Genomic DNA, 17,108 nt, shown 5'->3' on the forward strand with positions numbered 1-17,108 from the left:
GGGCGCGCATGAAAATTCTTCCTTCCCTATTGTTATCGCTGGGACTGTGCGTTTCAGGGGAACTGCTTGCGCAGGCTGCCGCGCCGGCGTATCCGAACCTGAAGCCTGCCGACCATATCGTCGCCGTTGTCAACGACGAAGTCATTACCCAGGTCGAGCTGACTGACCGACTGGAACTGGCATTGCGGCAACTGCGACAGCAAGGAACTTCGCTGCCGCCGCGCAACGAGCTGGAGCGGCAGATGCTCGAACGCATGATCATCGATAAACTGCAATTGCAGCGTGCGCGGGAAATCGGTCTGCATGTCGATGATGCCGTGTTGGAACAGACCTTGCAGCGGATTGCCGCCAATAACAATATGTCGATGGAGCAATTCCGCGAAACGCTACAGCGGGACGGTATCCCCTTCGCCAATTTCCGTGAAGAAATTCGCAATGAAATGACCATTGCCCGCGTGCGTGAACGCGAGGTGGACAACCGGATCGTGGTTTCCGAAGGCGAGATCGATAATTTTCTGAACAGCCAGGCGACGGGCAGCGGGAACCAGGAGTACGAGGTGTCGCATATCCTGCTGCGTCTGCCGGAAGGTGCAACGCCGGAACAGATTCAGCGCACGCAGGCCAAAGCCGATGATATTTACCGCCGTTTACAGGCCGGCGAGGATTTTGCCCAGATGGCCGCCGCCTACTCTGATGCACCGGATGGCCTGCGCGGCGGCAGTCTGGGCGCCCGTCCGCTTGATCGCATGCCGGGAATCTTTGCCGAAGCGGTTGTAAAACTGGCGCCCGGGCAGTTGGCGCCCATTCTGCGCAGTTCCAATGGTTTTCACATCGTCAAGCTGCTGGCCAAAGGCGGCGCGACCGTGCCGCCGCAAGTGCAGCAGACCCATGCCCGTCATATCCTGATCAAGGTCGATGAGCTGGTTTCCGATGTCGAGGCCAAACGCCGTCTCGACGATCTCCATGAGCGGTTGAAGAACGGTGCAAAATTCGAGGAGTTGGCCCGGCTCTTTTCGCAGGACGGTTCTGCCGCCAAAGGCGGCGATCTCGGCTGGCTGTATCCGGGGGATACGGTTCCCGATTTCGAGCGGGTTATGGATCAGCTTGCGCCGGGCGAGATCAGTGTGCCGATCCGCTCGCCGTTCGGCTATCACCTCGTCCAGGTGCTCGAGCGGCGTATGCAGGACGTTTCGGACGAACGCAAGCGCGCTGCTGCGCGAGAGGCGCTGAAAGAGCGCAAGCTGGACGAGGCGTATCAGGACTGGCTGCGCCAGGAGCGCGACCGCGCCTATGTCGATATCCGGCTCGACGAGCATTGAAAGGCGGGCGATGCACGCGCAATGCTCCGGCACGTCCGGAGAACCCGCTTCCCCTCCACTGATTGCCGTCACCTGCGGTGAGCCGGCAGGGATTGGGCCGGAGCTATGCCTGCGCCTGCCCGAACGTTTTAGCGCGAAGGCGCCGTTTCGTCTTCTCGTTCTGGGGGATCGCGGGCTGCTTGCCGAGCGCGCCCGGCATCTCGGCCTAGCAGTAACTTTGCGCGACTGGACGCCGGAGAACCCATTTCCGCCATTGCTTGCAGATACGCTTGATGTGCTGCATTTTCCCTTGACCGCACCGGCGATGCCCGGCCGTCTCGATCCGGCCAATGCCCGCCATGTGCTCAACCTGCTCGATCGCGCCGTGAATGGCTGCATGTCCGGCGAATTTGCGGCGATGGTGACCGCGCCGGTACACAAAGGCGTGATCAATGATGCGGGCGTCGCATTTACCGGACATACCGAATACCTGGCGGCACGGACGGGGACGCCGCACGTCGTCATGATGCTGGCGGGCAAAGGGTTGCGCGTCGCGCTGGCGACAACGCATCTCCCGCTCAAGGATGTGCCAGCGGCGATTACGCCGGAATCGCTGACGGCGACACTGCGCATCCTGCATGCCGATATGCGCTGTAAATACGGCATCGACGCGCCGCGCATCCTTGTTGCTGGACTTAATCCGCACGCGGGCGAGAGCGGCTATTTGGGGCGGGAAGAAATCGAAATCATCGCGCCGACGCTGCAACGTTTGCGCGCCAAGGGGATGACGCTGTTAGGCCCATTGCCTGCCGATACGATGTTTACGCCGCCGCTGCTTGCACAGGGGGATTGCGTGCTGGCCATGTATCATGACCAGGGATTGACCGCGCTCAAATATGCCACGTTTGGTCAGGGCATCAACGTGACGCTGGGACTGCCGATCATCCGTACCTCAGTCGACCATGGCACGGCGCTGGAACTGGCCGGGACAGGTGCGGCCGATCCAGGCAGTCTGTTTGCCGCGGTTGAACAGGCAGCCGAGATGGTGGCGCGGACGCGGAAAATGCACTGCGCCTAGCGCCACAATAGGCAAGGCGCAAAGATGTGAAGGCGATTTTCCAGGGACGGTTTATGCAAAAACATATCGCCCGCAAGCGTTTTGGTCAGCATTTTCTGATCGACCCGCAGGTTATTGGCGACATCGTGCGGGCGATTGCACCGCGCCGCGAAGAGCGTCTCGTTGAAATCGGCCCCGGCCTGGGCGCACTGACCGAACTTTTGCTGCCTCGACTGAATCACCTGCATGTCATTGAGATTGACCGCGATATCGTTGCCCGTTTGCAGCAACGCTTTGACACCGCTCCCGGCGGACCTTTGACGATTCACGCAGGCGATGCGCTGACTTTTGATTTTTCCGTATTGGCGAGAGGCGAGGCGGGCGTTTTACGCATCGTCGGCAACCTGCCGTACAACATTTCGACGCCGCTGCTGTTTCATCTGGCGACATATGCCGAATCGATCCGGGACATGCATTTCATGTTGCAGAAAGAAGTCGTCGCGCGCATGGCGGCGGCGCCCGATACGCCGGATTACGGCCGCCTGTCGGTCATGCTGCAATACCGTTTTTTTGTCGATCCGCTCTTCGATGTACCGCCGGGAGCGTTTGCTCCCGCGCCCAAGGTCGACTCCACCGTCGTTCGCCTGATTCCGCGCCCAACGGCGGAATTGACGGCGCGTAATGCGGAGACACTGGCTGAAGTCGTCGCGGCCGCTTTTTCCCAGCGTCGAAAAATGCTGCGTAATACGCTATCGGCCTATTTCCCCGAAACCGATTGGGCGCGACTCGCCATCGCGCCCACGGCACGCGCCGAAATGCTGACCGTCGAAGAGTATGTTTACCTGGCGAACGCCTTGGCTGGCGAGATGCGCGCAACCTGAATACAGGTTTCCGGAGTACGTTACAAGCGACAACGGCGGATTAAGTGCGGCGCTGAATGGTGATTGGATGGTGTTGCGGGTGAATAGGCGCCGTTTGCATCGCCGACTCATTTTGTTTCCATGCCAGGGCAAGTGCCTGATCACGGCACAATAGCGCGCCGACGGTGAGCAGATAATCCGGCACGCCGCTTTTAGGCCAGTGCAATGATTGTCCTGCCAGTTTTTCGGCCAGTGCGGTGACATCGAAGCCCAGCGCTTCGAGCGAATAGCGCATTTTGGACGGCACCTGGCAGGCGATGCCGCGCGGGCGCGTACATTTTGAACAGCCGGAACAGTGGCCAGCAATGACCGAAAGGCAGCCGTCGCGCTCCCAGTGTTTCAGCGTATTGACCAGAATCTGGCGGGCGGCAAGGAATTGCTCGATGAGGCGCTCTTTCGTCGAGCCGGGTTCCACCCAGGTTTTCTGGGTGACCAAAATGGCGTGCGTCCATGGTGGCAACTGTTCCAGCGGTGAGTTTTCAAAAGGCGGGCACGACCAGAACTGGCCGTATTTCTCACAAGTTCGGCAGTACCCCTGGATGCGTTCCGGATCGTAATACCGCATCATGTCCGCCTTGCTGACGATGACGGTGTGCACGGTTCCGGTCATGGATTTCGTTGCTTCCATTGGGATCGTCGACACTCAATTTTGCCTATGGTGATCATTTGCCTTATTGCATCAGGCGGCAATGATAACGCGCCCCTTCGGCAGTGGCATCCGATGCTGATGTTTGCCTGTGCCGAAACGGCTGGTAGTCATGCGCACATGCGCAGTACGGCAGCAAGCGCTAAAGAACACGGCAATGCGCGATCCGCGCCTGGTCTTTACGCGATTGCGCTAAGGCGTGCGCAGCGTCGCCGCACGCACCGCCCATGCAGCTGTCAGGCCGACCTTGCGCGGAGCGCTATTCAGCGGCACAACCCAATCTACGATGCGCCGAAGATCTCGTTCAGCTGCTGCGTCACGCGCACAAAGGTCGTGCGTTTGGAAAGCTCCTTGAGCGTGCGTGCGCCCACATAGGTGCAGGCGGAACGGACACCGCCCAGAATATCCTGGAGCGTGTTTTCGACCGAGCCGCGGCAGTCGAGCAACACCTCTTTACCTTCCGAGGCGCGGTAGACGGCAACCCCGCCGGCGTATTTGTTCATCGCCTCGCGTGAACTCATGCCGTAAAAGCGCATTTTGCGCACGCCGTCGACCTCGACGATTTCCGAGCCGCACTCATCGTGGCCGGCAAGCATCCCGCCGAGCATGACGAAATCCGCGCCGGCGCCGAAAGCCTTGGCAATGTCGCCTGGCGAGGTGCAACCGCCGTCGGCGCAGATGAGGCCGCGCAGCCCGTGTGCGGCGTCGGCGCATTCGATGATCGCGGACAGCTGCGGATAGCCGACCCCCGCCATTTTGCGCGTTGTACAGACCGAACCGGGGCCGATACCGACTTTGACAATATCCACGCCATCGAGAATCAGCTCCTCAGTCATTTCGCCCGTAACGACATTGCCGGCCATGATCGTGATGTTGGGATAGGCGGCGCGCAGCTTGTGGATGAAGCGGATGAAAGGTTTGGTATAGCCGTTGGCAACGTCGACGCAGACGTGGCGAATGCTGCCGTTGGCGGCTTTCATGACGCGCTGGAATTTTTCATAATCGGGCGTTGTAATGCCCATCGAGTAAAAAATCGGCAGCATGGCATCGGTCTGTTCGGCAAAAAAAGCGAGCAGTTCGCTTTCGCCGTAATGCTTGTGCAAGGCCGTTGATAATCGATGCCGAACCAGTGTGCGTCCCATCTCGAACGTGCCGGTCGAGTCCATATTAGCGGCAATGATCGGGATGCCGTGATATTTCTGCTGCGAATGCAGGAAAACGAATTCACGGGCAATATCGACTTCGGAGCGCGAACTGAGCGTCGAGCGTTTGGGGCGGATGAGAACATCTTTGAAATCAAGTTTCAGATCCTGTTCGATTCGCATGAAAAAACTTTCGGTAAAGTCTGGCGGTTGATGGGAAGCGTCAATCGTACCTTCACGCCCTGTTCCTGAAAAATGAACGGGTAATGAAGGCCGTTGAGGCAGCTTGGCAGGGCTGTTGCCGGGGCATCACGGTTTCATTCCGCCGGAACGCCGTCTTTCAGGTACATCGGCGAACGCGGGCCATAAAGCATGCCATGCGGGCGCCCCGCATATAGAAGGCGTGCATCGGTGATCTCGGCAATCCGATGACCGTGGTCGGCGACCGTTTCGGCGATCTGGTACAAGGCGGCGCTGATCAGCATACCGATCAGCCCGCCGCCGCTATCACCTCGCCCTTCGGCGCTTGAGGCCGTTGCGGCGCCGTTCCAGAGTTCCGTACCGCTGCGCAGATCGACCAGCCGCGCCTTCGCGGTGACGCGCGTTTCGCTGGCCAGCAAGGCGTAAGAGGTCCCGTAATGCATGACATCAATATACAGCGCGGCGTCCGCGCCGAAAATCTGGCGCAGCTTGTCAAATGGCAGCGCATGGATATCGGCGGGGACGGTCAGCCCGTTCTGCTTGAAGGTTTCTTCAGTCAGCGTGACCGGAAACACGTAATAACCGGATTCGGCCAGCGGCACGCTTGTGTGCGACATGACGCTGTCGCTTGCCTTGATGTCCGGAGAACTGTTGAGCGGCGGCAGTACGAGAATCGACGCAGGGCGCGCCGTCTTGAACGCGGTGTAGTCAAACGGCTTGACTGCCTGCTTGGCGCAGCCGGCAAGCAGGGCGAGGATTGGCAATAGTGCGGCGAAGCGCCGCAGAGGGGCATGCAGACTCATCATTGGCCTCTATGGACGTTTTTTACTGGGTTTTTATGTTCGGGCGTTGCCTCGCCCGATTGAGACTTTGCCGAACCTGTCTGATCCGCATGGGGCGCGCCCGGCTGGGCTTTCTCGGGCGGATTTTTCTGGAGCAGAAAATCGATGTAGGCAGCACTTTCTGGATACTGCTGTTTCTCCGCTGCCAGGTACTGTTCGAACAGGTCGGTTCGTCCCGTTTGACCATACAGCAGTCCAAGATGGGCCTGGAACCCCGGCGGCAAGGGTTTTCCTTGCGCCTTGGCTTCTTCACGGGTCTTTTCAAGCGCCTGGATGCCTTCTTCCGGCCCCTGCCTCCCCTGGAGGTAGGCATATTGCTGTGCCGGGAAATTTCCCCAGTAATAGAGCGGTTCACGTGGCGCCGCGCACGCTGTCAGGAGCGCGGCGCACAGTGTGGAAATTAGGAGGCGCATAGGGTTCCCCAACTCATCGCCATTGTTTTTGATGTTTAATTACCGGCTTGCCAGGCGCCGGATTCGATGCCGGCGACAAGCGCATCGACAGCTTGGCGGATCGCCAGATCGAGCACTTTGCCGTTGAGCGTCGAGTCATAGCTCGCCGTGCCGCCAAAACCGATGATTTCGCGGTTCGACAGCGAATATTCACCCGCGCCGCTGGCGGAGTAAACGACCTGCGAAGTGCCCACGTCAACGACGTTCAGCGTGACCTTGGCATAGGCGACCTGCTGCTTGCCGCGTCCCAGGATGCCGAACAGTTGATGATCGCCGACTTCCTTGCGCCCAAATTCACTGACATCGCCGGTGATGACGTAGCGCGCGCCTTGAATCGACTGCTGCCGTTTGGAAAATTCCGCTTCCTGCCGGATTTCCCCCATATTCTCGCGGTCAAGTACGATAAACCGGTTCGTCTGCTGCAAATGCGACACCAGAATCGTTTTGGCCTGACTGCCTAGCCGGTCGACGCCATTAGTAAATACGCTGCGCATGAAATTCGAGCGGTTGTCGAACTTGCCGACGGCAATCTGTTGCCGGACGCCGGTATATGGGCGAGTTGTGGCGACCGTTTGCGTCGTCGCCAATGTCCGCGACTCCTCGGTTGCACAGCCGGTCAGTAATCCAAGGAGCGCGAGCAGGCCAATGAAAAAAGTCTTCCGGAGGGTTTTCATCTCTTTCTCCCTACTGATACAAACGTAAATATGGGACATCGATTTCGACAGAAAAAGCAGCGCGTGCGCGCTGCCTTTGTCTGCGGTGTTACCTACCGGTCGTGCCGACAACCCGATGCCGGTGCGGGCACGCCCGATCACGGCATGTCATGTTACGACGGCAGATAGCGCACGCGCAATACACCATCGATCGTCGCCAGTTGCTCGATGATTTTCACGGAAATTTCGGTTTCGACATCGACCAGTGTGAAGGCCATATCCCCTCGTGATTTGTTGACCATGTTATGGATGTTTAGCCCCGCATCGGCCAGTGCCGTAGAGATCTGCCCCAACATGTTGGGTACGTTGGCATTGGCAATGGCAAGCCGGTAACGGGACTCACGCGGCATGGCGATGTTGGGAAAATTCACGGAATTCTGGATATTGCCGTTTTCGAGATAATCGGCGATCTGCTCCGATACCATGATGGCGCAGTTTTCCTCGGCTTCTTCGGTCGAAGCGCCCAGGTGGGGCAATGAAACGAAGTTGGGATGCGGGCGCAGCAAATTACTTGGGAAGTCACACACATAGGCGTGTAGTCGGCCTTCGTTGAGGCTGTCCAGCGCCGCGGCGTCGTTGACGATGCCTTCGCGTGAGAAATTGAGCAGTACCACGCCTTTTTTCATCAATTTGATGCGCTCGGCGTTGATCAGGTCGCGGGTGGCGGGCAGTAACGGTACGTGCAGACTGACAAAATCGGCGCGCTTGACGAGATCGTCAATGCTGGCCGACCGGCGCACCTGCGAGGGCAGCCGCCAGGCCGCTTCGACGGTAATGTCCGGATCGTAGCCGATGACATTCATGCCGAGCTGGATAGCCGCCTCGGCCAGTTTGGAGCCAATGGCGCCCAGGCCGATAATACCCAGCGTGCTGCCCCGCAATTCGTGGCCGACAAAGCGCTTTTTGCCCGACTCGACCTGCTTTTGCAGCGATTCATCATCGCCGACCAGCCCGCTGACGAAGCGCAATGCCGGAAAGAGATTGCGCGTGCCCATCAACATGCCGGCGATCACCAATTCCTTGACGGCATTGGCGTTGGCGCCAGGTGTATTGAACACGACGATGCCCTTTTCGCTCATCGCTTTGATCGGAATATTATTGGTTCCGGCGCCGGCGCGCCCGATGCACAGTACGCTGGGGGGGATCGCCATTTCGTGCATATTCTGCGAACGGACGAGGATGGCATCCGGTGCTTCCATATCGTTAGCGGTTGTATAGCTTTCGGGCAGGCGAGCCAGCCCTTTCTTAGAAATGGCGTTGAGCGTCAGGATTTTACGGTTCATGGTGTGCGTGATCTCTAGGAAAAGTATCTGGATTCAGATGAGTCGGTGACCAACGACCCGGATATCCGGGCCGGCGGTTTATGCGTGTTGTTTTTCAAATTCGCGCATCAGTTCGACCAGTGTTTTGACGCCTTCGATCGGCATCGCGTTATAAATCGAAGCACGCATGCCGCCAACCGAGCGATGCCCTTTGAGCTGGATCATGCCGCGCGCCTTCGCACGTTTGAGAAATTCCTCGTCGAGGTCGGTATTTTTGAGCGTAAAGGGAACGTTCATGCGCGACCGGTTTTCCCTGGCCACCGGTGAAATGAAAAATTCCGACGTATCGAGAAAGTCGTACAACAACGCCGCCTTGGCAATGTTTTCTTTTTCCATGGCAGCGAGGCCGCCTTTGGCGCGCAGCCATTTGAACACCAGGCCGGCGATGTAGATGGCGAAGGTGGGCGGCGTGTTGTACATCGAATCATTGTCGGCGGCGATCTTGTAATCAAACATCGTCGGCGTTCCCTTGAGCGTTTCGCCAAGCAGATCCTCACGCACGATGACGATCGTCAGGCCGGCCGGTCCGATATTCTTTTGCGCACCCGCATAGATCAGGCCGAATTTTGCAACATCGATAGGGCGGGAGAGAATGTTTGACGACATATCGGCAACCAGCGGTACGTTGCCGGTTTCCGGCGTCCAGAATATTTCGACGCCGCCGATGGTTTCATTCGGCGTGTAATGCACGTACGCGGCGTTGGGGTCGAGTTGCCAGGCGTTTTGTGCGGGCGCATAGGTGAAATTTTTGTCTTCAGAGGAGGCGACGATGCTAACGTCAGCGAATTTTTTGGCTTCCTTGATCGCCTTCTTCGACCATTCGCCTGTATTGAGATAATCGGCCGAGGTTTTTCCACGTAGCAGGTTCATCGGCACCATGGCGAACTGCGCAGAGGCACCTCCCTGCAGGAATAGCACCTTGTAATTGGCCGGAATGCCGAGCAGCTCGCGCAGATCGGCCTCGGCCTCGGCGTGAATGCTCATGTACTCCTTGCCGCGGTGGGACATTTCCATCACCGACATACCGCTGCCCCGCCAGTTGACGAGTTCGTCGCGCGCCTGTTCGAGAACGGCCTGCGGCAGGGTCGCCGGGCCGGCGCTGAAGTTGAAGATGCGATCCATGATTGTGCCTTTCTGGGATATCCGAAACCGGGATGGAAGATTGAATAAAGAATGAATGAAAAAGAAAGAAGAAAGCAGGAAAAGCGGGCGCCGCGACCAAAACGGCCATAAGGCGCATCGACGCGCCATTGTAGCGAAATTGCATCCGGTCAGGCCAGCCTCATGGTGCGCAGAGCGGCATGTTGTGGCACTCGGCGTAGAATGACACAACACCGGTTTTAACCATAAAAATAGATGAAGCAGCCCGGGTTATAGGATGATAAATCCGTGCAGATCAATGGCAGTGTTTGGAAAACGTCATCACGGCACATCAAAGGCAAGCAGCGACTGCCCGGCAATGGCCAGCAGCAGCTTCCCGTCGGCAGAAAAGCCCAGTTCGTGGAAAACAGTCTTGACCCTGAATTTTAAATCGATACCATCCATGGTTTGTCTTGCCAGTTCGTTCGACTCTGTCATATAGCGGGCGATAGGCCGGCGACTGGCAATGTCCCAGACTTCCACCCCCGTTCTTTGTGTGGCTTCATCGAACAGCGAAACTGCCAGCCGACCGTTGGCGTTCAGTGCCACACTCATGACAGGAGCGCTCATGTCCTGATCGAAGAACTGATGCGGCACGCCGGTGGCCGGGTCGATGCGATAGGCCCGTACCCTGTTCCCGGCCGTCGCGGCAAACTGGTATTGGTCGGGGAGACCGGAGAAAGTGTTGCCTTGCACCACTTCCTCGCCAATGCCTTCGGCGCAGCGCGCTACCAATTCCGGCTTGTCCCCGCGCCGCCAAACCGCACAGGCGCCGTCAAAATTGACCGTGACCAGATGCCGGTGATCCGGCGTGCTCATGAAGTACCTGACCCTGGATTTGCCGGTCGTTTCCCAGTCGACCTTGCGGCCCGTGGCTGGATTTTCCTCACGAACCCAAGGGTTGAAACCATGCATCAGTACTGCGTTGTCCTGGGTGATCCCCAGGTAGGCCACATTCGGCCCCGCCCAAGGGATGGTATAGGTTTGCCCGCTCTGCCAGTACAGCAGGCTTTCTCCACTCAGGGCAACTTCCCTATTGGCGAAGATGGGATCATTGTTACGTTCAAACTGGTATTCGAAGGTCTTTATACCGTCCGGCACCCGATAGACCTGGAATAGGGCGTACTCCAGATTGGCAAACAACTGATCGTTAGAAACAAAGTCCGTTTCTAGATGACTCGATTGACCATGTTTCAGGTGGATGGTGGTGACATGTTGCGGGCCGGCTGTGCGAAAAATGTCAATGGTTGGGGAGTACGGCCCCGTGATGAGAAAGTGTGCCCTGTCGGGAGAAAAGCGGATACGGCCGAAATGTTCGCGCTTCAGGCGAAGGTCTCGATGTATCAGCACCCTCGGCCTCAGGGGTTTCGGCACCTGCACGGCGACCGGCGCAGCCGCCTCCGCCTGCGTATTAGCTGCCGACTGCGCCAGACGACAGCCGGAAAGCAGCATCGCACTGCCGATGATCACTCCCATCAATCCGATCGCTAGCCTACGTTTCATGAGTCGCATACATCACCTCCATCCTGCCTCGTTCATTTGCCCTGTGCTCCGGATTCCGGATTAGTGCCTTGCGGCGCCGACAAAGCCGTAGTAATACGGCAGGAAGTTGCCGACCCGGCCGGCCGACATGGGGCGCTCTCTGCCCCAGGTGTAGATGCGTGCGCGCAGGGGTTCGTCTTCCAGACCGTCGGTGCGCGGCAGGCTGCAGCTAAAAGGGATCAGGTTCTGCTGACGGCCCAGGTGAATGTCCGAAACGAGGACGACCCAGTGGTCGGGCGCGCCCGACCAGGTTTTGGGGGTGTCTTTGCCGCCCAGTTTGTTAATCCCGAGGCTTCCGCCGCCGCCAATGATGGCGGCGCGCAGGAACAGGCAGACGCAACTGCCGCTGCGATGGCGACAGTTCGCTTCGATCAGGGAATCGAGGCCGTGTTCGGTGGAGGAGGTGCTGGCCTGCTTGCTGACGCCGCCGGAAAAGAGTCCGGACTGGTTGAACCAGTCGGCCAGGGTCGATGGCAGGGTGATGCCGGCCAGACTGCTGCCGGCGGTAACGGACAGGAAGTCGTTGCTTGAATCGCGCAGGCTGGCCAGTGCAATCCAGTCAACCGGGTCAATGCCGATCTTGACAAGATTATCAGCCGTTTCGTTGAGGCATTCCGGGCGGGGCTTGACGTGTAGGCTGCCCAGCATGGCTTCGCCATGGTAGGCCAGGTCCTGTACGTATTTTCGGTAGGTTTCGGGGGCGGTGCGGGCGATGCAGTACATGAAGGCGGCCGGGCCGCACAGGGGGCTGCCTTGCTGGTGGATTTTGGAGGGGTCATTGATACGTTGAGTCAGGGAATCCTTCCATGTATCTTTGTATTTCGAATCCTCTAGTACCTTGAAAGCATATTTCGGTTCGGCCATGTTTATCTCCCTTAAGTATGCTCCATTATGGATGCGCCACAGGTTCGCTGACGTATCCGCCGCTTTGTATGTCGTTTACCCGATGGGAAAGAAAAAGCCTCGCCCCTGTACCCTGTATTCCTCCGGTCAGCACAGGTTAAAGGCAAGGAGACAAGGGGCAGGCGTTAGCAGCGATTTCCCTGCCTCTTAGGCCTTCTAGGCTTTTTGCGTCGGAATCGATTCGCCTGTGCGCTTGATGCGGTTCTGGGCGTCGGCGTAGATCAGTTTCGGTTTGTGTGTGGCCAGTTCGGCTTCGTCATACACGGCAAAGCTGGCGATGATCAGCAGGTCGCCAGGCGCGGCGCGGCGGGCGGCGGAACCGTTGACCGAAATGATGCCTGAGCCGCGTTCGGCGCGGATGGCATAGGTGGTGAAGCGTTCGCCGTTGTCGACGTTCCAGATGACGATTTGTTCGTTTTCCAGAATGTCGGCGGCTTCCAGCAGCGTTTCGTCGATGGCGCACGATCCTTCGTAATGCAGTTCGGAGTGTGTCGTGGTGACGCGGTGCAGCTTGGACTTGAGCATGGTTCTTTGCATGGGGATGCCTCGATACGGTAGCAATAAGAAAAATTGGGTGCGATTCTAGACGGTGTGACCGCCGTGTCAAGCGGAATCGGCGATGACTTCAAGGTTGTCGATCAGGCGTGGCGTTCCCAGCCGGCTGGCGGCCAGAATAACCAGCGCGCGGTCGCCAGGCTGCGGTTCTTGCAGATCGGCCTGGCGGCGAATGGCGACATAATCGGTTTTCCAGCCGTGTGCGTCGAGTTCGGCCATGGCGTCGCGTTCGAGCTGGGAAAAATCGCGCCGGCCCGCCTGGATGGCCGCCTTGATCTGGTGCAGCACGCGGTTCAGGCGGGCGGCCTCGGCACGCTCTTCGGCTTTGAGGTAGGCATTGCGCGAAGAAAGCGCCAAGCCGTCTTCGGCGCGCACGATTTCTCCGCCGATGATCTCGATCGGCAAAGCCAGCTGGCGCACCATGTTGCGCAGAATCATGAGCTGCTGGTAGTCCTTTTTGCCAAATAGGGCCGCATGCGGCTGCACGATGTTGAACAGCTTGAGCACGACCGTGGCGACGCCGCGGAAATGGCCGGGGCGGAATTCGCCTTCGAGTTGGCCCTGGATGGGCGGCGGATCGACATGGTACTGCTGGGGTTCGGGGTATAAATCGGCCTCGGTGGGTGCAAACAGAATGTCGACGGCCGCCTCGCGCAGATGCGCGCAATCAGCCTCGAAGGTGCGCGGATAACTGTCGAAATCCTCATGGGGGCCAAATTGCAGGCGGTTGACGAAAATGCTGGCGACAACCGTATCGCCGTGCGCGCGCGCCTGTCGCATCAGCGACAGATGACCCGCGTGCAGGTTGCCCATGGTCGGTACGAAAACGATGCGTCCGCGCTGCTTGAGCGCGTGGCGGAGTTCGGAAACGGTAGCGTGGATTTGCATCGCAAAGCCTTTCGAATGACGATGACGGAAAATGGAAAAATAGGAATACTGTGGCTGGTCCGGGGACTGATGACGCCATGCGGCATGGCCGCAATTTTCGGTAGACCTGGAAAATCCGGATAAAGACCGAAAAAGCTGCGGCAGGTCCGGCGGACGATCTCTCTCTATCTCGCTAGGCGGGTGGCGGAAACTTTAGAAAAACGATCAATGAACGGGATCGGTGGCGTGGAAATGCCGGCGATCCGGCGAGGCGTCAGGAAATGAAAAAGAAATGAAAAGAATGCAAAAAGGCAAACGGGATAAACGACGCCATCCGGATCACAAAGAACACAGGAACATACGGGAGCCATATGAGTGGAGTGCGAGATGCGCTTCTTTCCGTCTTGCCGGCAGTATTGCTGGGGCGCGTGCGGCAGCAATGTTCAGCGGCGACGGTTCATCGGCAAACGTTGTATCAATAACAGTGCTCGGCGGCCGGGAAGCTGCCGTCCTTGACGGCGGCGGCGTAAGCCGACAGCGCGCCGACAATCGAATCCTGCCCGGCCATGAAGTTGCGCACAAAGCGCGGCTTGCGGCCGGGCGCGACATCGAGCATGTCGTGCAGCACCAGCACCTGCCCGGAGCAATCCTTGCCAGCGCCGATGCCGATGGTCGGCACGGCGAGCTTCGCCGTGATTTCCGCGGCGAGCGGCGCCGGAACCGCCTCCATCAGCACCATCGCTGCGCCGGCTTCCTGATGCGCCAGACTGTCGGCCACAAGCTGTGCTGCGCCGCTTGCGTCCTTGCCCTGTACCCGGTAGCCGCCCAGCTGATGGACGGACTGCGGCGTCAGTCCCACGTGGGCACAGACCGGGATGCCGCGCGCGACCAGATAGCGTGTGGTGTCGGCCATGCCGGCGCCGCCTTCGATCTTGACCATCTGGGCGCCGGCGGCCATCAGCGGAACGGCGTTACGGAAGGCGACCTGCGGGCTTTCCTGATAGCTGCCGAAAGGCATGTCGGCCAGAATCAGCGGGCGCTGGCAGCCGCGCGCGACACTGGCGGTGTGATAGGCAATGTGCTCGACGGTGACGGGGAGCGTTGAATCGTGCCCCTGGATGACCATGCCGAGCGAGTCGCCGATCAGGATGATGTCGATGCCGGCGGCCTCGCAGGCCTTGGCAAAGCTGGCGTCGTAGCAGGTGAGCATGGCGATTTTTTCACCGGCGGCGCGCATTTTGACCAGATCGAGTTGCGTGAGCCGGCGGGTCGGAGTTTGTGCAGACATGGCAATGTACGATCAGTTGTGGTTCAAGGGAAATTGGACGCGGCAAGGATACACGGCTTGTGCGGCCATGTGTCAAGTGTTTGCGGGGGATTATCCGGGCAAACGGTCGCCACGGCATTTTTTGTTGCGTATTTTTCAGTTACTCCATTTTTTCTGCCGGCGGAAGGCGCTCGATCGCCTGCATCTGCACGGCAGGCCGCCAGGCGGCGGCCAGGCCGCGTCCGGGAATGCGGCAATCGGGGGCGATTTCGAGCAGAGGCATGATGACGAACGCGCGTAAATGCAGGCGCGGATGCGGCAGTTGCAGCCGGGGGGTGTCGAGTACGCGGTCGTCGACCATCAGCAGGTCGAGGTCGAGCGTGCGCGGTGCGTTTGGGTAATCGCGGCGGCGGCCAAACTCCGTCTCGATGCTCAGCAGCGCATTGAGCAGCGCTTCCGGCGCCAGCGCCGTTGCCAGCGCAGCGACGGCATTGATGAAGTCCGGTTGCCCATGAACGCCGATCGGCGCGCTGCGGTACAGCGACGACGTGCGCAGCAGGCGCGAATGATCGATCCGCGCCAGGGCGTCGAAAGCGCGCCGGAGCTGGGCGATCGGCTCGCCCAGATTGGCGCCGAGCGCCACGTAAGCCAGGTATGGAGCGAAATGCGAGGCTGAAGGCGTAACGGGCGGCGCATCGGCCAGCGTGCTGTTGCCTGATGTTTCGGTCGGCGCGCCGGGCAGGGGGTGTCCGGAAATAGTGGTGGCGAGCGTGACGGCCATGGTCTGCGGCGGAATGTACGGTGGAAAGCGCGGCATTATGCGCTGGCGTCCGCGCCCTGCGGCCGCGGGTTTTGCGCGGTTTCCGTGTTGTCCGTTGCCGATGCCGGCGCGGCCGTTTTACGCCGGCGGCGCCGGCGCTTTCTGCCTTCGCCGGCGCGGGGCGGTTGCAGCATGGCGCTGCGCGCTGCGCCGTCGGCGTCGAGAAAAGTCGTCCACCATGCGGCCAGTTCGTGGTCGATTTCCCCGGCCTGCGCGCGCAACAGAAGAAAGTCGTAACCGGCGCGGAAACGCGGCTGTTCGATGAGCGAGAAAGGCCGCTTGCCGCTGCGCTGCTCGAAGCGCGGCTGCAAGACCCAGATGTCTTTGATGTCGGCCGCGACGCGGCGGGTGATCGCCAGCGTTCTGGCCTGCGTTTCAAGAACGCTGTCCATGGCGCGGAAGAGCGCGGGCAGCGGGCGCTCACCGTCGGCTTTATGCGTTTCCCACTGCGCCAGCATTTCGTGCCAGAGCAGTGTTGCGAACAAAAAGCCGGGAGAAATCGGTTTGCCCTCGCGGATACGGCGGTCGGTGTTTTCCAGCGCCAGCTGGATGAAGCGCTGCCCGGCCGGACGTTCGAGAATGACATCAAGCAGCGGCAGCAGGCCGTGATGCAGCCCCGCTTCACGCAGGCTGTGCAGGCATTTGAGCGCATGGCCGGAGGTGAGCAGTTTGAGCATCTCGTCGAACAGGCGCGAGAGCGGCACGTTGCCGATCAAACCGGCCAGTTCGCCGATGGGCGCGCGCGTCGCCGGGTCGAGCGAGAGGTCAAGCTTGGCGGCCAGGCGCACGGCGCGCAGCATGCGCACCGGATCTTCGCGGTAGCGGGTCGCCGGATCGCCGATCATGCGCAGGGTTTTATTGTGTAGATCGTCAATGCCGTGATGGTAGTCGATGACCGTTTCCGAGATCGGGTCGTAATACAGTGCATTGACGGTGAAGTCGCGGCGCGCGGCATCTTCCTGCTGCGAACCGAACACGTTGTCGCGCAATACGCGGCCATGCGCATCGGTTTGCGCCGGCCCGTTGCCGTGCGCCTCGTGGCTGCCGCGGAAGGTCGTGACCTCGATGGTTTCGCGCCCCATCATGACATGGACGATCTGGAAACGGCGGCCGATGATGCGCGCGCGGCGAAAACAGCGGCGCACCTGTTCCGGCGTGGCGTTGGTGGCTACGTCGTAGTCCTTGGGCGGAATGCCGGCGAGCAGGTCGCGCACCGCGCCGCCGACGATATAAGCCTGATAACCCTGCTGCTGCAAGGTCTCGACCGTATGCCGGCTGCCGTTGCTGACCGCATCGCGGCGGATGCCGTAGCGGCTGGCGGGCAGGGTGTTCGGCTTGTTATGTGCGCCGGTTTGTTTGGCGGCCTTGCGCCCGAAAACGCGGGCAATCAGTTGGCGAATCATCGCGTTGTGGAGTCTCTT

17 protein-coding genes are annotated in these 17,108 nt (G+C 59.6%); 3 read left to right on the forward strand and 14 right to left on the reverse strand.

Annotated elements, in window-relative coordinates; all coding sequences use genetic code 11:
• Positions 1-8: 8 nt before the first annotated feature.
• The 3 genes from ABCS64_RS01365 to rsmA are packed head-to-tail and all read left to right on the forward strand — an operon-like array spanning position 9 to position 3,236.
• Positions 9-1,319: a peptidylprolyl isomerase gene (locus ABCS64_RS01365; protein WP_418890147.1), complete on the forward strand. Its 1,311-nt coding sequence runs from the start codon at positions 9-11 to the stop codon at positions 1,317-1,319.
• Between the two features lie 10 nt (positions 1,320-1,329).
• Positions 1,330-2,376, forward strand: a complete 1,047-nt coding sequence (gene pdxA / locus ABCS64_RS01370) for a 4-hydroxythreonine-4-phosphate dehydrogenase PdxA (RefSeq protein ID WP_418890148.1) — start codon at positions 1,330-1,332, stop codon at positions 2,374-2,376.
• 53 nt (positions 2,377-2,429) lie between these two features.
• The gene (rsmA, locus tag ABCS64_RS01375; RefSeq protein ID WP_418890149.1) at positions 2,430-3,236 is read left to right on the forward strand and encodes a 16S rRNA (adenine(1518)-N(6)/adenine(1519)-N(6))-dimethyltransferase RsmA; all 807 of its coding nucleotides are present in this window, start codon (positions 2,430-2,432) and stop codon (positions 3,234-3,236) included.
• Positions 3,237-3,276: 40 nt separating this feature from the next.
• Here rsmA and ABCS64_RS01380 read toward each other — a convergent pair whose 3' ends face one another.
• The 14 genes from ABCS64_RS01380 to pcnB form a co-directional block, all read right to left on the reverse strand.
• Positions 3,277-3,885: a DUF2284 domain-containing protein gene (locus tag ABCS64_RS01380; protein WP_418890150.1), complete on the reverse strand. Its 609-nt coding sequence runs from the start codon at positions 3,883-3,885 to the stop codon at positions 3,277-3,279.
• Positions 3,886-4,202: 317 nt separating this feature from the next.
• A complete protein-coding gene (locus ABCS64_RS01385; RefSeq protein WP_418890151.1) occupies positions 4,203-5,246 on the reverse strand; it encodes a GMP reductase in 1,044 nt (347 codons plus the stop codon).
• A gap of 134 nt (positions 5,247-5,380) precedes the next feature.
• Complete coding sequence (locus tag ABCS64_RS01390; RefSeq protein ID WP_418890152.1) at positions 5,381-6,067, reverse strand: DUF799 domain-containing protein; 687 nt, start codon at positions 6,065-6,067, stop codon at positions 5,381-5,383.
• Complete coding sequence (locus tag ABCS64_RS01395) at positions 6,067-6,519, reverse strand: DUF4810 domain-containing protein (protein WP_418890153.1); 453 nt, start codon at positions 6,517-6,519, stop codon at positions 6,067-6,069. The genes ABCS64_RS01390 and ABCS64_RS01395 overlap by 1 nt, the downstream gene beginning before the upstream one ends.
• A 35-nt stretch (positions 6,520-6,554) precedes the next feature.
• Entirely contained in the window at positions 6,555-7,232 is a 678-nt protein-coding gene (locus ABCS64_RS01400) for a CsgG/HfaB family protein (RefSeq protein WP_418890154.1), read from the reverse strand.
• Positions 7,233-7,384: 152 nt separating this feature from the next.
• On the reverse strand, positions 7,385-8,554 hold the full coding sequence (locus tag ABCS64_RS01405; protein ID WP_418890155.1) for a phosphoglycerate dehydrogenase: 1,170 nt from the start codon (positions 8,552-8,554) through the stop codon (positions 7,385-7,387).
• A gap of 78 nt (positions 8,555-8,632) precedes the next feature.
• Positions 8,633-9,715 (reverse strand): 3-phosphoserine/phosphohydroxythreonine transaminase, encoded by a 1,083-nt coding sequence (gene serC, locus ABCS64_RS01410; protein ID WP_418890156.1) that lies wholly within the window; start codon positions 9,713-9,715, stop codon positions 8,633-8,635.
• A gap of 300 nt (positions 9,716-10,015) precedes the next feature.
• Entirely contained in the window at positions 10,016-11,245 is a 1,230-nt protein-coding gene (locus ABCS64_RS01415) for a WD40 repeat domain-containing protein (protein ID WP_418890157.1), read from the reverse strand.
• 51 nt (positions 11,246-11,296) lie between these two features.
• The gene (locus tag ABCS64_RS01420; protein WP_418890158.1) at positions 11,297-12,139 is read right to left on the reverse strand and encodes a hypothetical protein; all 843 of its coding nucleotides are present in this window, start codon (positions 12,137-12,139) and stop codon (positions 11,297-11,299) included.
• A gap of 195 nt (positions 12,140-12,334) precedes the next feature.
• Positions 12,335-12,715 (reverse strand): aspartate 1-decarboxylase, encoded by a 381-nt coding sequence (panD, locus tag ABCS64_RS01425; protein WP_418890159.1) that lies wholly within the window; start codon positions 12,713-12,715, stop codon positions 12,335-12,337.
• A gap of 66 nt (positions 12,716-12,781) precedes the next feature.
• Positions 12,782-13,621 carry a pantoate--beta-alanine ligase gene (panC, locus tag ABCS64_RS01430; RefSeq protein WP_418890160.1) on the reverse strand — a complete coding sequence of 280 codons (840 nt, stop codon included), beginning with the start codon at positions 13,619-13,621 and terminating at the stop codon, positions 12,782-12,784.
• 454 nt (positions 13,622-14,075) lie between these two features.
• Positions 14,076-14,888: a 3-methyl-2-oxobutanoate hydroxymethyltransferase gene (gene panB / locus ABCS64_RS01435; protein ID WP_418890161.1), complete on the reverse strand. Its 813-nt coding sequence runs from the start codon at positions 14,886-14,888 to the stop codon at positions 14,076-14,078.
• A 139-nt stretch (positions 14,889-15,027) separates the two neighbouring features.
• Positions 15,028-15,684: a 2-amino-4-hydroxy-6-hydroxymethyldihydropteridine diphosphokinase gene (gene folK, locus ABCS64_RS01440; RefSeq protein ID WP_418890162.1), complete on the reverse strand. Its 657-nt coding sequence runs from the start codon at positions 15,682-15,684 to the stop codon at positions 15,028-15,030.
• The gene (gene pcnB / locus ABCS64_RS01445; RefSeq protein WP_418890163.1) at positions 15,684-17,090 is read right to left on the reverse strand and encodes a polynucleotide adenylyltransferase PcnB; all 1,407 of its coding nucleotides are present in this window, start codon (positions 17,088-17,090) and stop codon (positions 15,684-15,686) included. Before pcnB ends, folK begins: the two co-directional genes overlap by 1 nt.
• Positions 17,091-17,108: the final 18 nt, after the last annotated feature.

This window comes from Dentiradicibacter hellwigii (assembly GCF_041770905.1).
GTDB classification, from domain to species: domain Bacteria; phylum Pseudomonadota; class Gammaproteobacteria; order Burkholderiales; family Rhodocyclaceae; genus Propionivibrio; species Propionivibrio hellwigii.

Excerpts from the sequence above, each read along its gene's own strand:
- panB (WP_418890161.1), bottom strand. The coding sequence starts at position 14,888 with ATGTCTGCACAAACTCCGACCCGCCGGCTCACGCAACTCGATCTGGTC.
- ABCS64_RS01385 (WP_418890151.1), bottom strand. The coding sequence starts at position 5,246 with ATGCGAATCGAACAGGATCTGAAACTTGATTTCAAAGATGTTCTCATC.
- folK (WP_418890162.1), bottom strand. The coding sequence starts at position 15,684 with ATGCCGCGCTTTCCACCGTACATTCCGCCGCAGACCATGGCCGTCACG.
- ABCS64_RS01365 (WP_418890147.1), top strand. The coding sequence starts at position 9 with ATGAAAATTCTTCCTTCCCTATTGTTATCGCTGGGACTGTGCGTTTCA.
- serC (WP_418890156.1), bottom strand. The coding sequence starts at position 9,715 with ATGGATCGCATCTTCAACTTCAGCGCCGGCCCGGCGACCCTGCCGCAG.
- ABCS64_RS01400 (WP_418890154.1), bottom strand. The coding sequence starts at position 7,232 with ATGAAAACCCTCCGGAAGACTTTTTTCATTGGCCTGCTCGCGCTCCTT.
- pdxA (WP_418890148.1), top strand. The coding sequence starts at position 1,330 with ATGCACGCGCAATGCTCCGGCACGTCCGGAGAACCCGCTTCCCCTCCA.
- panD (WP_418890159.1), bottom strand. The coding sequence starts at position 12,715 with ATGCAAAGAACCATGCTCAAGTCCAAGCTGCACCGCGTCACCACGACA.
- ABCS64_RS01420 (WP_418890158.1), bottom strand. The coding sequence starts at position 12,139 with ATGGCCGAACCGAAATATGCTTTCAAGGTACTAGAGGATTCGAAATAC.
- ABCS64_RS01405 (WP_418890155.1), bottom strand. The coding sequence starts at position 8,554 with ATGAACCGTAAAATCCTGACGCTCAACGCCATTTCTAAGAAAGGGCTG.
- rsmA (WP_418890149.1), top strand. The coding sequence starts at position 2,430 with ATGCAAAAACATATCGCCCGCAAGCGTTTTGGTCAGCATTTTCTGATC.
- pcnB (WP_418890163.1), bottom strand. The coding sequence starts at position 17,090 with ATGATTCGCCAACTGATTGCCCGCGTTTTCGGGCGCAAGGCCGCCAAA.
- ABCS64_RS01395 (WP_418890153.1), bottom strand. The coding sequence starts at position 6,519 with ATGCGCCTCCTAATTTCCACACTGTGCGCCGCGCTCCTGACAGCGTGC.
- ABCS64_RS01415 (WP_418890157.1), bottom strand. The coding sequence starts at position 11,245 with ATGCGACTCATGAAACGTAGGCTAGCGATCGGATTGATGGGAGTGATC.
- panC (WP_418890160.1), bottom strand. The coding sequence starts at position 13,621 with ATGCAAATCCACGCTACCGTTTCCGAACTCCGCCACGCGCTCAAGCAG.
- ABCS64_RS01390 (WP_418890152.1), bottom strand. The coding sequence starts at position 6,067 with ATGAGTCTGCATGCCCCTCTGCGGCGCTTCGCCGCACTATTGCCAATC.
- ABCS64_RS01380 (WP_418890150.1), bottom strand. The coding sequence starts at position 3,885 with ATGACCGGAACCGTGCACACCGTCATCGTCAGCAAGGCGGACATGATG.